The 15152-nt window shown below is 51.3% G+C and carries 13 protein-coding genes; 2 read left to right on the forward strand and 11 right to left on the reverse strand.

Annotated features, from left to right (window positions below):
* Positions 1-35: 35 nt before the first annotated feature.
* From PREMU_RS02450 to PREMU_RS02475, 6 genes are read right to left on the reverse strand one after another with little or no spacing between them, the layout of a single operon-like run.
* A complete protein-coding gene (locus PREMU_RS02450) occupies positions 36-1517 on the reverse strand; it encodes an oligosaccharide flippase family protein (protein WP_007572871.1) in 1482 nt (493 codons plus the stop codon).
* A 28-nt stretch (positions 1518-1545) separates the two neighbouring features.
* Positions 1546-2775 carry a nucleoside recognition domain-containing protein gene (locus PREMU_RS02455; RefSeq protein ID WP_007572872.1) on the reverse strand — a complete coding sequence of 410 codons (1230 nt, stop codon included), beginning with the start codon at positions 2773-2775 and terminating at the stop codon, positions 1546-1548.
* Positions 2776-2827: 52 nt separating this feature from the next.
* The gene (locus tag PREMU_RS14040; protein ID WP_007572873.1) at positions 2828-4093 is read right to left on the reverse strand and encodes a porin family protein; all 1266 of its coding nucleotides are present in this window, start codon (positions 4091-4093) and stop codon (positions 2828-2830) included.
* Positions 4090-4641 (reverse strand): RNA polymerase sigma factor, encoded by a 552-nt coding sequence (locus PREMU_RS02465; protein ID WP_040557948.1) that lies wholly within the window; start codon positions 4639-4641, stop codon positions 4090-4092. Before PREMU_RS02465 ends, PREMU_RS14040 begins: the two co-directional genes overlap by 4 nt.
* 39 nt (positions 4642-4680) lie before the next feature.
* A complete protein-coding gene (locus PREMU_RS02470) occupies positions 4681-5370 on the reverse strand; it encodes a NigD1/NigD2 family lipoprotein (RefSeq protein WP_007572876.1) in 690 nt (229 codons plus the stop codon).
* A 55-nt stretch (positions 5371-5425) separates the two neighbouring features.
* Positions 5426-5953: an LOG family protein gene (locus PREMU_RS02475; RefSeq protein WP_007572878.1), complete on the reverse strand. Its 528-nt coding sequence runs from the start codon at positions 5951-5953 to the stop codon at positions 5426-5428.
* 133 nt (positions 5954-6086) lie between these two features.
* On the opposite strand from PREMU_RS02475, the gene PREMU_RS02480 reads away from it, so the two are divergent.
* Both PREMU_RS02480 and PREMU_RS02485 read left to right on the forward strand, forming a co-directional pair.
* The gene (locus tag PREMU_RS02480; protein WP_007572880.1) at positions 6087-7943 is read left to right on the forward strand and encodes a DEAD/DEAH box helicase; all 1857 of its coding nucleotides are present in this window, start codon (positions 6087-6089) and stop codon (positions 7941-7943) included.
* Positions 7944-8105: 162 nt separating this feature from the next.
* A complete protein-coding gene (locus tag PREMU_RS02485) occupies positions 8106-9251 on the forward strand; it encodes a TlpA disulfide reductase family protein (RefSeq protein ID WP_007572881.1) in 1146 nt (381 codons plus the stop codon).
* Positions 9252-9316: 65 nt separating this feature from the next.
* Here the strand turns inward: PREMU_RS02485 and bglX are convergent, their stop codons facing one another.
* From bglX to PREMU_RS14055, 5 genes are all read right to left on the reverse strand, one after another.
* Entirely contained in the window at positions 9317-11590 is a 2274-nt protein-coding gene (bglX, locus tag PREMU_RS02490) for a beta-glucosidase BglX (protein WP_007572883.1), read from the reverse strand.
* 99 nt (positions 11591-11689) lie between these two features.
* On the reverse strand, positions 11690-13171 hold the full coding sequence (locus tag PREMU_RS02495) for a SusC/RagA family TonB-linked outer membrane protein (RefSeq protein ID WP_007572885.1): 1482 nt from the start codon (positions 13169-13171) through the stop codon (positions 11690-11692).
* Between the two features lie 342 nt (positions 13172-13513).
* The gene (locus tag PREMU_RS15820) at positions 13514-13993 is read right to left on the reverse strand and encodes a DUF6377 domain-containing protein (protein WP_262502466.1); all 480 of its coding nucleotides are present in this window, start codon (positions 13991-13993) and stop codon (positions 13514-13516) included.
* A 43-nt stretch (positions 13994-14036) separates the two neighbouring features.
* Complete coding sequence (locus tag PREMU_RS15825; RefSeq protein WP_050796335.1) at positions 14037-14768, reverse strand: DUF6377 domain-containing protein; 732 nt, start codon at positions 14766-14768, stop codon at positions 14037-14039.
* Positions 14735-15055 carry a hypothetical protein gene (locus PREMU_RS14055; protein ID WP_156803938.1) on the reverse strand — a complete coding sequence of 107 codons (321 nt, stop codon included), beginning with the start codon at positions 15053-15055 and terminating at the stop codon, positions 14735-14737. Before PREMU_RS14055 ends, PREMU_RS15825 begins: the two co-directional genes overlap by 34 nt.
* Positions 15056-15152 lie beyond the last annotated feature (97 nt).

Genomic DNA, 15152 nt, shown 5'->3' on the forward strand with positions numbered 1-15152 from the left:
TTATTTTTTTGTCCAAAGTTCATAAGGACACCCCCTCATCTTGCTCTTCGGGCCTGAATGAGCTTCCAGAAATCACGCTTGATAATGATGGCGACGAATGCGGCTATCAGTATTGTATTGATGCCAAGAGCCTCCCACATCGGCAGGTGGCCATTGCTGAAGTCGAGCATAATGAACACCACAAGGGCGGTAACCGTATAGAAGGCGATGTCCTTCAATGGATAGCGAATGGGATAATATTTCTGTCCGAAGAAGTAGCTCAGTACCATGCTCACCGTATAGCTCACGAATCCGGCCCAGGCACAAGCCCAATAACTGAAGCGTGGAATAAAGATGACATCGACTGCTATCAGTACCGCAGCGCCGATGCCGGAGAACCAGGCTCCCCAGATGGTCTTGTCAATAAGCTTGTACCAGAAGCTTAGGTTGAAGAAAACGCCGAACATGATCTCAGCCGCCATCACGATGGGCACGATTTCCAAGCCTTCCCAATAGCTCTTGCCCACGATATAGCGGATGATATCCATATAGCCGATGACACAGAGAAAGGCGAGAAGGGTGAAGATAATGTAGTATTTCATCACCTTGGCATAGGTCTCCTTGCTATTCTTTTCCTTTGACTGGCCGAAGACAAAAGGCTCATAGGCATAGCGGAAAGCCTGCGTAATCATGACCATTATCATCGCAATCTTGATACATGCGCCATAAATGCCAAGCTGGACACGGGCCTCGTCGGCACTGCCATTAAAGGCATAGGGGAAGATAATCTGCGAGGCACACTGGTTGAGCTGGCCGGCAAGACCCATCACTAACAGCGGCCAGGTATAGGAAAGCATGCGCTTACACGTAGCCTTGTCGAAGGGATTGGCAAAGCCTTTCAACTCTTTGGCCAGGAGAATCAGCGTGAGGATGGAGCCTGACAGCTCAATCCAGAATATCCATACTACCTCAAGGCTGAAGTGAGCGTCATAGATACCGAAGAGGTTAAGGTGCATATCGGGCAACACAATGAGGTAGAGACTCACACCGACAAGGTTGACGACGATGCTCACCATTTTCAGCAAGGCAAACTTCAACGCCTTGTGCTGCAGACGGAGATAGGCAAAAGGTATGGCGGTAAAAGCGTCGACAGCCACGCAAACGCCCATGATCATAATGTATTCAGGGTGGTCAGGATAGCCAATGGCTCCCGCGACGGGATGCAGAAACACTCTCAACAGAAACACGAACAGCAGCGAAGTGAAGCCTACCATACGCAGGGTCGTAGCATAAACCTTCTTTGGATCCTCGCCAGGACGGTTCATGAAGCGGAAGAAGGTGGTCTCCATGCCATAGGTGAGAATGATGATGAGCAGGGCGATATAGGCGTAAATATTGGTGATGATGCCATACTGCCCGCCAGCAGCATTGAACTTCGCCGTCTCGATAGGCACGAGGAGATAGCCGATAAACCGCGCAGCGATAGAGCTCAAGCCATAAATGGCGGTTTCTTTAAGGAGCGATTTTAAACTTGCCATATATCCAAAGAGAATGTTTTTCTGATATCTATCCGAAGAAAATGTAAGCAATGAAGATGGCCGCCACCACGCCCACGAGGTCGGCTAACAAGCCACAGGCCACGGCATGACGCGTGTACTTGATATTCACAGAGCCGAAATAGACGGCCAATATATAAAAGGTGGTATCTGTTGAACCCTGGAAAATGCACGACAAGCGCCCTACAAAGGAGTCGGGACCATAGTTTTTCATAGCCTCGAGCATCATGCCGCGGGCTCCGCTTCCCGACAGCGGCTTCATAAAAGCCGTGGGCAATGCCCCGACGAAATCGGTGTTGAGTCCACATTGTCCAGCACACCATGAGATGCCATTGATCATCATATCCATTGCCCCTGAAGCGCGGAAAACACCCACTGCCACAAGAATGGCGACGAGATAAGGGATGATGCGCACCGCGGTCTGGAAGCCTTCCTTTGCCCCTTCAATAAAGGCATCATAGACATTGATTCGTTTCAAAAGACCGCCTACGATGAAAACGACGATGACGGACAGCAGAATGACATTGCCTCCAACAGACGCCACGGTGCTCATAGTGTCCTTATCCATGCTGCCAAAAGCCCAGATAACGAGACCGACAAAAGCACACATGCCGCCGAGAATGGCCAGCATGGACGGCCGAAAAATGTTGGTGCGCTGCCAGAGACAAGTGATGATGATGCCGAAAAGAGTGGCTACGGTCGTGGCCAACAGAATGGGGATGAACACATCCGTAGGCTGTGCGGCGCCGTAACTGGAACGAAAGGCAAGGATCGTCGTCGGGATGATGGTCAGCCCGGAGGTGTTCAACACCAAAAACATAATCATCGGATTGGTGGCAGTATCTTTTTTCGGGTTGAGTTCCTGCATTTGTTGCATGGCCTTCAGCCCCGTGGGCGTAGCGGCATTGTCAAGTCCGAGCATATTGGAAGCGACGTTCATGAAAATGGATCCCATTGCCGGATGGTTCTTTGGAATATCCGGAAAGAGCCTGGAAAAGACGGGGCTGAGCATGCGCGCCAGCACATTCACGGAGCCTGCCTTCTCTCCAATCTTCATGATGCCAAGCCAAAGGGCCAGCACTCCCGTCAGTCCGAGAGAAGTCTCAAAGGCTGTCTTGGAGGTGTCGAAAGTGGAGTCGACTATCTTCTGAAAGATGGTCGTATCGCCCATCAACAGCTGTACCACGGCAAAGATGAAGGAGACGACGAAAAAAGCTATCCAGATGTAATTCAATACCATAACGCGTGCAAAGGTACAGAATTTATCTGAGCTATATATAAGATTTTAAGAATTACTTGATTGTGATTCTCAGACCGACATTCAAGCTAAAACTGGTGGGACGATCTTTGTAGACATTCATGACATTGCTGTGATTGTCGAAATAATAGCTCACCCCCGGTTCGGCATAAACGCTCAGCGAAGGCGTGAAATGATAAGCGCCACCAATAGCTCCCGTCATAGAGAACTGCGGCCGTTTCTCATTGACCTTCTCGTTCTTTCTGTTTACCGATGAAACCGTGCCTTTTACTAATTTCTCCACCTCTCCGCCTGCAGTGGCGTAGACTTCCGCCTTCTGGCTACGAAGAAGTGTGTAGCTTGCCGATACCGGCATGCCGACATAGTGAAGTCGTTGCGTTTGCGCGAGCTCGCCTTCAGTAGTAAAATCGCTGGAGAGATAGCTGTAGGTCAGTCCCGTTCGGATTGTCCATCGATCAGACAACGCATACCCCACACTCATTCCCACCTTTACCGGCTGAGCATGATGAGCCTTCATTCGGCGGCGGTCAACAGCAACCAGACCGTTTCGCTGCGACACACTGGCCATCTCCAAAGAGGTTAGGCCATAAGGAGCAGCGTCGGCCATCATGATGCCTGTTGACATGCCTACGCCATTTCGCTGTCCTGAACCCAGTCCACCACAATAAGCGGTCAGCATGAGTGTGCCGGCACGGCGAGTGGAAGCGGAGACATGGTGCTCGCTCACAGACGGAGAATAGGTGGCATCGGGCTGAGCATTTCTTTCCTTTTTTATAGAAGACTGGGGAGATACCGGATCAGCCCCAACGCCTTCAGAGATCAATGGCCCTTCGATGCGGGTAGCAGTCGTATCCGTCGAGAGAGAGGAATAGGCATCCACTGAGTGTAAATGATAAGTCGCTTCAGTGCGCGGACGCCCGGAGAAGCCTGTCATCAGGAATTTTCCCTGTTGTGGACTGGTGAGGTCAGCAGTTTTTCCGGTCTTTATCCGAGTGGGATGAGCCTGATCAGCGACAGCCATCTCATCTTGATGCTGATGGAGCAGACTGAAGGCAACAGGCAAAGCAATCGCCACTACAATTGCAGCGGCAGCAACCCAGCGACGGACACGCAAAGGAAAAGTATGCGCACCGGCCGCCATAGGATGTACCATCGGCTTCCTGGCCAGCTGCTCACGTACAGCAGACTCTTTCTTAACGGCCTCCAATAAGCCTTCCGGAGCCTGGACCTGACGGTTGTTCATCAACCGGCTCACGTCCTTTATCCATTTATCTTTATCGCTCATTTTATCCCATTTCATCGCTGTCCTTCCTTTCTTTCCATCTCTTTCAGCAGTCTTGCCAGCATATTCTTAGCCCGATGATATTGCGAGGCAGATGTGTCAGGCTTGATATTCAATATCTTGGCTATCTCCTTATGACTCTTGCCCTCAATGGCATAGAGATTAAACACCGTGCGGTAGCCATCGGGTAGCACTTGAATAGCTGCTGCTACCATGTCTTCATTCAATGCAGATTCGTCAGGCTGCTCTTCCGGTTGCTCTGGTATTTCACGGTCATCATCTACAAATCGCATTTTTTTCCTATCGCGCAGAAAAATCAATGCCTCATTGATGACAACGCGAGTCAGCCATGCTTTCAAAGAGCCTACACCCTGATAGCGAAACATAGATATTGAAGTAAAAATCTTCACCAGCGCCTCTTGCAAGACATCACAAAGGTCATCGTACTGCGGCACATATCGACTGCACACCCCCGTAAGATAGCCGGCATAAACAGAATACAGCATATCCATCGCACGCTCATCGCCCTGAGCGAACATCTGAAGGATATGCTGTTCTTGATTCATTAATAATTGATATGCAGACTTATAGGTGTCAAGCTGTTGCTATTTTCTGGTTTTATATTTAAATGTCACCGACTTCTCACCCGAGAAAGATGTCCATTTCAACGTGAGATCTTTGTAGTTACCTCCCGTATCCGGCAAGTCGTTAAGCCGGAAAGCAATCCATCCATCATACAAACGTCCCCGCACGTCGTTGCCAGCATCGTGATATAAAGTCACCTCATAGTCGCCCGTACGTACCAGCCGTAGCACATGGGGCTTGACACCCTCGAAATAGGTACGGAAGCGCAGCGTCAGATAACCGTCCTCACATACGGTAGTCCAGTCGTTGACGATCTCCACGGGATCGTTGCCGTAGGCTTTCTGCAGATCGGGCACAACAGGAGACATCGGCTTTATGCGGATGCTGTCGAAGACCATAATCAGATGAATCTGCCGGCGAAGGCCTGTTTCATTTTTGTCCACTGGAACGAAAGAGATCAGTCCGCGCACTTCCTTGTCGCCGTAAGGTGACTTGGTGATATTCTTGTCAACAAGCGTCACCGAGTCATTAAGCTGCATAAAGAACGCTCCCGTTGTAGAGTCAGTCTTAAATGTCACCAGGGCATTGGGACGCTCTATAGGATCAATGATGAGTTTGTTGTCATCGTTGTCGAGATCGCACGACTGTAAAGTTGCCGATACAGAAAATAGAATGGCAGCAAAGGCCATCAATTTGAATAGTCTGTTCATTGTTTTTCTCCTTTATACATGAGTAAAATGTGACAGATGGAGAAAACTTGCACGGCTATAACATCTTTTTTAGTTCTTCAAAGCTTCCCGCCACTTGAATGTTGTCTGTCCACCGTCCCCGGATGAAACCTCGCCGCTGCAGATCGTCAAGCAGCCCAATGGTCTTGTCCCAAAATCCGGCAATATCGTAGAGAATCACCATCTTTGAGTGGTAGCCGATATTGTGTGAAGCTGCCATAGTAAACACCTCATCAAGTGTACCGATGCCACCGGGCAGAGCCACGCAGACATCAGCCTGGGCAAGCATGAGCTCCTTACGATCGGCGAGATTGTCACACGGTATCTCCACGTCGAGGCAGTCAGGCCGCTGTCCTCTCTTGACAAGAATCTGCGGAATGACGCCGATGAGCTGCCCACCGCTCTCGTGTACCGCTTCGCCCACACAGCGCATGAGCCCACGATTCTGTCCGCCATACACTAATGTATGGCCGTTGGCCCCTATCCATCGGCCTAACTCGGCAGCAGCATCAAAGTACACGGCATCGATTGCTTCATTGGCAGAGCAAAAAACGGCTATTTTCATCTCTTTCCTATTAATCTTGCAAAGATAACAATTATTATCATCTTTTTATCGCCCGATCGCTTATTTTATAGTAACTTTGCAAAGTATTTCAATCTCCCTGGAGATTACACATTATTTATATAGCTATATTTTTTTGAAGACATTTGAAGAATTAGGCGTAAGTGAATCTATTCGCCGCGCCATTGAAGAGCTTGGATTCGAGCAGCCGATGCCCGTCCAAGAAGAAGTTATTCCCTATCTTTTGGGTGAGCACAACGACGTCATCGCATTGGCGCAGACCGGCACAGGCAAGACGGCCGCATACGGCATTCCTGTCTTGCAACGGACCGACGCCAGCGTCAAAGACACCCAGGCTCTTATCCTCAGCCCCACACGTGAGCTGTGCCTACAGATTGCAGACGACCTTAACTCGTTTGCGAAGTATATTCCCCACCTGCACGTCATCCCTGTCTACGGTGGCGCGTCCATCGTCACACAGATCAACGAGCTGCGCCACGGCGCACAGATCATCGTGGCCACGCCCGGACGACTTATCGACCTCATGGAGCGGGGCAAAGTGAAACTTGACAGCATCCGGAATGTGGTGCTCGACGAAGCCGACGAAATGCTCAACATGGGCTTCTCCGACAGCATCAACACCATCTTTGAGCATGTGCCCGAGGATCGCAATACGCTGCTTTTCTCAGCCACCATGAGCAAGGAGATTGAGAAAATCGCCACCAAATACCTGCACGACTATAAAGAGATTGTGGTGGGATCACGTAACGAGGGTGCCGAAAACGTCAACCACATCTACTATCTGGTCAACGCCAAAGACAAGTATCTGGCCCTGAAACGGATCGTGGACTACTATCCGCACATCTACGCCATCATTTTCTGCCGTACAAAGCTCGAAACTCAGGAGGTGGCTGACAAGCTCATTAAGGACGGCTACAACGCGGAGTCGCTCCACGGCGACCTCTCGCAGCAACAGCGTGACCTCACAATGCAGAAATTCCGACAGCATCTGGTGCAGCTCCTCGTGGCTACCGACGTGGCCGCACGCGGCCTCGACGTCGACGATCTCACCCACGTCATCAACTTCGGGCTGCCCGACGACGTGGAGAACTATACGCACCGCTCCGGACGTACCGGCCGCGCGGGAAAGAAAGGCACCAGCATTTCCATCATCCACACACGAGAGAAGTTCAAGGTCAAGGCCATAGAGAGAGTCATCGGCAAGGAGTTTGTCGACGGCACACTGCCTACACCTGAGGAGATTTGCAAGAAACAACTCTTCAAGGTCATGGACGACATCATGAAAACAGACGTTGACGAAGAACTCATCGCACCCTACATGCCCGACATCAACCGCCAGTTTGAATATATCGACAAAGAAGACATCATCAAGAAAATGGTGTCGAACACCTTCGGCCGCTTCCTCGATTACTACAAGAACGCACCACAAATCGAGAAGCCCACACGTAGCAGCGCTTCGTCGAGAAACAAGGATAGCCGCAGAAACAGCGGTGGAAACGGGCGAAATGGTTCCCGTGGCGACCGCCAGCGCGGCCCACACAAGGCCGAGGCGGGCTACAGACGACTCTTCATCAACCTGGGCAAGGCCGACGGTTTCTATCCGGGCGAGGTGATGCAGTTTGTCAATCATCACGTCCACGGGCAGAAACAGGAAATCGGACACATCGACCTGCTGTCGAAATTCTCATACATTGAGGTACCCGAAAAAGATGCTGACCGCGTCATGCGCGCCCTCAACGGCTCGAAATACAAAGGGCGTGAAGTGAGATGCAACGATGCTGACAGCGAGGCTCCACACGGAAACGCGCCTGCCAGAAAAAAGGAAAGAAGAAAGAAAACTACTGGCGATGACGGCCTCAAGGGCAAAGAAGACTGGCGCGCGCTGATGAAAGGCAGCGACGTGGCGTTCAAGGACGAGGAGCCCGACTTCTCTGAGGAAGGCTGGGCACGCCGCTTCCCGAAAAAGAAATAGAGAAAACAACGACTTGCCTTTACAGCGTAAACGTGTTGCCTTTACGGTGTAATGGCATCGCGTTTACGGTGTAGAGGCAATGCGTTTACAGCGTAGAGGCGATGCCATTACACCGCAAACGCAAAACATTGAAATGAACCATACAAACAAAAAGTATAAACTATGAGAAAGACTATTCTGACCATGGCGGCCCTGACCCTGCTTACAATAGATGCTAACGCCGCCGACGGGAAAGGCAATGTCACCTTTTCCGGCGAGCTGAAGGGCTTGAAAGATACACTCATCGTGATGACACCGGCAGGTGAACGCGACATAAAGCGCGACACCGTACTCACGAAAGATGCCAAATTCCAGTTCACCGTCAATGTAGCCGAACCCACTACAATCTACGCTTACACCCCCGGCACACTGCGCCGTGAGGAACACATCGGCTTTACAGCCGTCGCCGTGCCCGGTGAAAAGGCTGTGCTGACCGGAGATCTGAACACGTCTTACTATTTCAGCGGCAGCAAGTTCTACCAGCAATACAACGAAGCCAACAGAGCTTATGACGCAGCTACGAAGCCCCTCAACGACCTTGAGGCTGTACTGGACAAGCGCATGGAAGGCAGCGAGGCGCAGGAGAAGCTCTCGAAGGAGTTTCAGGAGAAGGCTCCTGCCCTACAGAGACAAGCCACCCAGGACATGCTCAACTTCATCGCCAAGCATCCGGACTCGGAGGGCGCAGCCGCCTTCATCCCGAGAATTGACGGCGTGGACAACATGAAGAAAGCGGCTGCCTCGCTCTCTGCTACCATCAGAAACGGACGCATGCACCACTTCTATCAGAACATCATTGATCAGGCGGAAGCGCAGGAGAAAGCTGAGAAAGAGGCAGAGACAAAGCAAGCTCCCGGCGTCACAGCTCCCAACTTCACTCTCAATGACCTCAATGGCAAGCCCCTCTCGCTGTCTAACTTCAAAGGCAAATACGTGCTCCTCGACTTCTGGGGTACCTGGTGCATCTGGTGCGTACGGGGCATTCCAAAGATGAAGGAATACTACAACAAGTACAAGGGCAAGTTTGAGATTCTCTCCATCGACTGCAACGAGAGCGAGGATAAGTGGAAAGCCGGCGTGAAAAAGTACGAACTGCCTTGGAAGCATGTCTATCAGCCCAAGACGGGCGTAGTGCAGACCACCGAGCTCTACGGCATCCAAGGGTTCCCTACAAAGATTCTTGTTGGTCCTGACGGCAAGATTGTCAAGACTGTAGTGGGTGAGGATCCTGCCTTCTACACTTTCCTTGACGGACAATTCGGAAAGTAAGAAATCGTTATTTAGCAAATAAGTGTCAGGGCGGCCATAAGGGTCGCCCTGACTTTTTTTTTCGATCAGCGCACAGAAAGCCGTGCAGTCTGCACATCGTGGCTGTTCGGCCCTATCATGATGTCGAAATCGCCCGGTTCAAGCACCGCGTTGCCGTTCACATCGAGATAGCTGAGTGTCGATGCATCAATATCAAAACTGACTGTCTTGCGCTCACCTTTTGCAAGATGAATTCTTTGGAAGCCCTTCAGCTCCTTGACGGGTCTGACGATGTTTGCAAAGACATCACGGATATAAAATTGCACGATTTCATCGCCATCGCGGCTGCCTGTGTTGGTGATAGTGGCCGTGGCCGTGATCTTTCCATCCCTTGCCATCACCGGCGCCGACAGCGTGACGGGACCATAATCGTAAGTTGTATAGCTTAGCCCATAGCCAAAGGGATAAAGCGGCCCATGCACCACATCGATGTAGTTGCTTTGATATTTCGTAAACACTTTACTGCCGTCCTCTACAGGCCGCCCTGTATTCATATGATTGTAGTAAAGCGGCTCCTGTCCTGTGGCACGCGGCATACTGTTTACGAGTTTTCCTGTAGGCACTTTATCGCCAAAGAGCACGTCGCAGATGGCGTCACCCGTCTCGGAGCCTGCAAACCACACATTCATAATGGCCGGCACATGCTCCGCCTCCCACGAGAGAACGGTGGGGCGTCCAGCGAAATGGAGCAGTACCACCGGCTTGCCCGTAGCCACGAGAGACTTCAGCAGACGCTCCTCGGCATCAGGCATGTCCAAGTCGGTGCGCGCCGAGCTCTCACCGCTCATCTCTGCCATCTCACCGAGGCAGGCCACGATGACATCGGCTTTCTTGGCGGTCTCCACAGCCTCACGAAGCAACTGCGTGCCGTCGCCGCGCTGGAGAGGGCGGCCAAACTCTACGGCCTTCTGGCGGATACTGTCGTCATAGATGTTGGATCCCTGTGCATAGAGCACCGTGGCTTGATCGCCTAAATACCGCTGCATGGCCTCGCGAACGGTACTGTATTTCTCAGGCGTGTCGCCTGTCGACCAGCACCCCGGCAAGTTGTTGCGGGTATCGGCAAGCGGGCCGATGAGTGCGATGGAACCGTGCTTTTCCAATGGCAGCAGGTCTTGGTCGTTCTTCAGCAGTACAAAGGTCTGAGCAGCGATATCGCGTGCCAGCTGTCGATGGGCATCCGTGTAGAGTATACGTTTCTCCCGCTTTGTGTCACAGTAGCGATAAGGATTGTCAAAGAGACCGAGTTTATATTTTGCCTCCAGGACACGGCGTACGGCCTGATCGATCTCTGCCATCGTCACGCTGCCGTCAGCAAGACCTTTCTTCAGCTGGTTGGTATAGGCCGACGAGCACATATCCATGTCAGTGCCCGCCTTCAAAGCCAGGACCGCACACGTCTTCTGGTCGCCCACACCCCAAGGTGTCATCTCGTTGATGGAGCCGTAGTCAGTAACCAGGAAGCCTCCAAAGCCCCATTGCTTTCTCAGCACGTCGGTCAGCAGCCAGCGGTTGGCTGTGGACGGGATGCCATCCACGATGTTGAACGACGACATCACCGAGCCCACGCCGGCCTTAACCGCAGCCTTGTAAGGCGGAAGATACTGGTTGTACATTCGCAGATGGCTCATATCCACGGTATTATAGTCACGTCCGGCCTCAACGGCCCCGTAGAGAGCGTAGTGCTTCAGGCAGGCCATCATCTCGTCGGTGGCATAGCCTTTCAGCTCGCCGCTACCCTGATAGCCACGCACGGCGGCGGCTCCCATCACCGATGAAAGGTAAGGATCTTCGCCATAGCCTTCGGCTACACGCCCCCAGCGGGCATCGATGCCCACATCGACCATCGGACTATAGTCCCAGCAAATGCCGCTGGCCGTAGCCTCTTCCGCTGCCATACGCGCACCCGCCTCGATGGCTTCCGGATTCCAGGAGCATGCCTGAGCCAAAGGAATAGGTAATACGGTCTCGAAGCCATGGATGACATCGAGGCCAAAAATGAGAGGAATATGGAGACGGCTCTTCTTGACAGCTATCTCCTGAAGGGCCCTGACCTTTGCCGCCCCCTTAGCGTTGAGCACCGCACCGAGCTGGCCTTGCTCTATCAGACCGACGAGCGGCGAACGGGTCTGGGCTCCTGTGGTGAGATCGTTACCGGGCATCAGATTGAGCTGCCCGATTTTCTCGTCAACTGTCATCTTCGACATCAAGTCATCAATGAATGCGTCCATCGGTTTCTGCTGGGCGAAAAGAGAGCCCGACAGCAAAAGAAGGGACGACAATAAAAATTTTGCTTTCATAGTTTTCACTTTGCTTTTATTTTTGGAATACCCTGACATAAGTCCACTTCCATGGTTGCGGGTAGCGCGCCTTCGTCTACACCTTGCTGTCCGCCCCAACTACCGCCCTATGCCAAATTGGGAATGACATAGAAAGGAGCATTGAATGAAGCGGTGGCTCCGCCCCGGCTGTGAGGGCTCGAGAAGCAACCCGAGCGGGTTGTTTATCTCGTTATAGGCTGTGCCGGGAATCATCACGACGTTACCATTCTTGTCTGTCATGTCTTGATAAGGTGTCTGCACGCCCTTTGCGTCCTTGGAATAGTCGGTGTAGGTATAGCGGTTGTGTCGGTCTACGGCTGCCTGACCGGTCACGTAGGGAGGCAGAATCGGAGAAAGCGCGAGAGCAGAACCAAGTACCGAACCCCATGTGGAGTTTGACTCTATGCCAGTACTCTTAATACGCGCATAAGACAGACTGACGCTGAAGTCGAGCTTGTTGAGGAACGAGCGGTCCTTTGTAACGTCAAAGATATTCATATTAGTGTTGGAGCGGAGCGTGAGGCAGTTATAGTTTGACTTGCCGTAGTTTCCACCCACAATGCCCTCCTGTTCGTAGTAGCCCATGGAAAGGTAGTATTTTACACGGTCGTTTCCACCATTGACAGATACATCGTGCTTCTCCACTGGTGCGTTATCGTTGAAGACAAGGTACTGCCAGTCAGTACCGGTAGTGACCGCATTGCCATTGATGTCTATCGGATGGTAGGGGTCTGCATAGAGAGGAGCCATCCCTGAATTGACATACTGTTCGTTCTGCAGAATGGCATAATCGGTAGCATTGAGTACGTCTCGTTTACGCCATTTCGACTGCCAGCCATAGGAAAAATTATAGTTAATCTGAGCCTTTCCGCTCTTTCCTTGCTTGGTAGTGACGAGAATGACGCCATTAGCGGCACGCGCACCATAGATGGCACCGGAGGCAGCACCCTTGAGTACTTCAATACTCTCGATGTCATTGGGATTGAGAGCATCGATGCCAGAAGAGCCTTCGTAAGGGATGCCATCGATAATGTAAAGCGGATCCGAGTTGTTGATGGTGCCAGTGCCACGCACACGAATACGGGCCGCGGCGCCAGGTTGTCCCGAGTTGGACGTGACATTGACACCGTCTGCAAGTCCTTTCAGTGCATTGTCCACACGTACAGGTGCCGTCTCAGCCAAATCAGAGGCGTCGATCTTAGCAATAGAGGCCGTCACCACACTTTTCTTCTGGACGCCATAACCAATGACCACAATCTCGGAAAGATTCTTCCGATCCTCTAAAAGAGTAATGTGCATATCTGATGTGCCTTTCTTCTCCTGTGTAACATATCCTATATAAGAGATGGCAAGGGTTGCACCAGGCTGTCCTTTAAAGGTAAACTTACCATTGAGATCGGTCGCCGACCCGCGTGAGCTCCCTTTCTCCATGACAGAAGTACCGATGATAGGCTCGCCGGTCTTGTCGATGACAGTGCCGGAGAACAATGCATCCTGCGCCCAGGTCACAACGGTACACAGCAAAGATACCCATAGGATAGAGATTCTTGCTTGTTTCATGTGATTTAAAGTTTAGTTTCGGTAATACAGTTTTCTGCCACAAAGATAGTGAAAAAGGCAACATAGTTTTGAGCAGTTCTATAGAAAGTGGATACTTTCAAAGGTCATAGAATCATAATACTTTGGTTATCAGTATGATCTATCAATTATCCATACCTTACAAAAGTGGATGATTACATCGTTTTCGGATGATGTAACTTTCTATTGTCGAAGCACTATAACAAGGATCCGGACGAAAAAGTCCTCTGTCAATAGTTATACATGACGTTCGCATCAAACACCGGCGTTTATCAACAAGCATAAAGATCTTCAGCTTAAGGAGCTGTCAGACGGGAGAAGCATTCAGCTAATACGCCCTAACTGCCGCACTTCATTCTCAAAGTCACTACGACTGCCCAATGCGCCGTTCTTTGTACGTGCACGATAATTGTAGATAGTGTTAGCAGAATAGTACAGGATGTCAGCTATCTTTCCAGAGTCGTCAATGCCTAACCAAATGAGCGCGAAGATTCTAACGGTCGCGTTGAGTCTATCGTCCCTGTCCGTCACAACACGACATTCTGGTCTGAGCAGGGCATTGAAGTCGCTGACGAATGTGGGGAACAATCCAAGAAAGGTTCTGTCGAAATGATCGTAAAACTCGTTAAGGTCGCTGTCCTTCTGTTCGAGGGAGCGCATCAGCTTAAGCAAATCATCGTCGTGATGACCTTTTATCATTTTTACGGTGCGCTTCCTCATTTCGTCCATGTGATCGATATAGTTAGCGCACAGCGACAGGAACTTACCTATATAGACGGCCTTCACCCCATTGGCTTCGTGCAGCTACGCGTTAACGGTGGTAATGCGCTTGTTCTGATTTCTCAAATCAGTTCTTGCAACGAAGAGTTTTCTTCGCTGCCTGTTGGCATAGTAGAGCAAGAATAGCAGGGACGATGGCGAGCAAAGGTATCATGACCGTGATACGTTTAAGCCGTTGATTGGCCTGGGTTAGTTTCGCCTGGTACTCGTCACCTATAGACGAAAGGATCGACGAAATCTGCGAGGCGCGGAGATGGGCTCCAAAGGTCTGGGCGCAAGTCCACGAAAAGCGAATGTAGCGATAAGAGCGGTCGATATCCTTCCCACTCAGCATACCTGCCAGCGTCCACAGCGATCCCTGGTTCATGACAGCATGAGTGATGTCGCTCACTGTAGAGCGTGCCACCCAGTAAGTGACCTGCCTCACATCACCTAAAGCGATATGAATGAGGAAGCGGTAATAGGCCACCATGGCATATTCTCGTGATCTGTCATCTACTATCCGGCCCCATTTATCACAGATGTGCAGGGTCTCGTGGTAGTGCCCCTTGGCAAAAAGACTGTGGCACAATGCCTCCTTGTAGGCAGCTGTGCGCCGGTCAAGCACCGACAGCAGCAGACCTTCATATCGTCCCGAGAGGGCGTAACAGCTATATCGCACTGTCTCCAGCTTCGAGTAGTAAGCCACTTCGCCATACACATGACTCAAGGCATGATAGTAGGCGGCGAGCCCTTCCCGTGAGAGTTGACTTGTCCTGACCTTTCTCAGCAGACTGAAGGCATCCTCATACTGCCCCACCTCAGTAGTCTGGTCGGTGAGGCGCGACAGGCAATCTCCAACAAGGTCGGCACCCTCATCTGCTGCGCCTCACGGATGGCGACTTGCAGATAGAAGAAGGCTGAGTCATTCTTATAGGAGCGGAATTCTCCGAAGAGCTCACGGCTTACGGAATAGCGTGTCATCGGCTCAATGGCAGTCCGAAGCCTTTCCTCGAGTCCGTCTATGTGCAATTGCTTCGACCACACATACTTTGGAGAGGCCTTGATGGCAGTGTCGAGGCGTAAGAAGGTTCCCTGAATATCCACTGTTTCTTGTGAATGGCACATAAGAACCGGAAAAGACAATAAGACAAGGAAAAGAAATCGGGCTATCAGATGATGAGATTGAGCATTCCGAAGACTC

It is taken from the genome of Hallella multisaccharivorax DSM 17128 (assembly GCF_000218235.1).
In the GTDB taxonomy this organism is placed as follows: domain Bacteria; phylum Bacteroidota; class Bacteroidia; order Bacteroidales; family Bacteroidaceae; genus Prevotella; species Prevotella multisaccharivorax.

Coding starts and splice junctions, on each gene's coding strand:
- bglX (WP_007572883.1), bottom strand. CDS start 11,590: ATGAAAGCAAAATTTTTATTGTCGTCCCTTCTTTTGCTGTCGGGCTCT.
- PREMU_RS02485 (WP_007572881.1), top strand. CDS start 8,106: ATGAGAAAGACTATTCTGACCATGGCGGCCCTGACCCTGCTTACAATA.
- PREMU_RS02450 (WP_007572871.1), bottom strand. CDS start 1,517: ATGGCAAGTTTAAAATCGCTCCTTAAAGAAACCGCCATTTATGGCTTG.
- PREMU_RS02495 (WP_007572885.1), bottom strand. CDS start 13,171: ATGAAACAAGCAAGAATCTCTATCCTATGGGTATCTTTGCTGTGTACC.
- PREMU_RS02475 (WP_007572878.1), bottom strand. CDS start 5,953: ATGAAAATAGCCGTTTTTTGCTCTGCCAATGAAGCAATCGATGCCGTG.
- PREMU_RS02455 (WP_007572872.1), bottom strand. CDS start 2,775: ATGGTATTGAATTACATCTGGATAGCTTTTTTCGTCGTCTCCTTCATC.
- PREMU_RS02470 (WP_007572876.1), bottom strand. CDS start 5,370: ATGAACAGACTATTCAAATTGATGGCCTTTGCTGCCATTCTATTTTCT.
- PREMU_RS02465 (WP_040557948.1), bottom strand. CDS start 4,641: ATGAATCAAGAACAGCATATCCTTCAGATGTTCGCTCAGGGCGATGAG.
- PREMU_RS14040 (WP_007572873.1), bottom strand. CDS start 4,093: ATGAAATGGGATAAAATGAGCGATAAAGATAAATGGATAAAGGACGTG.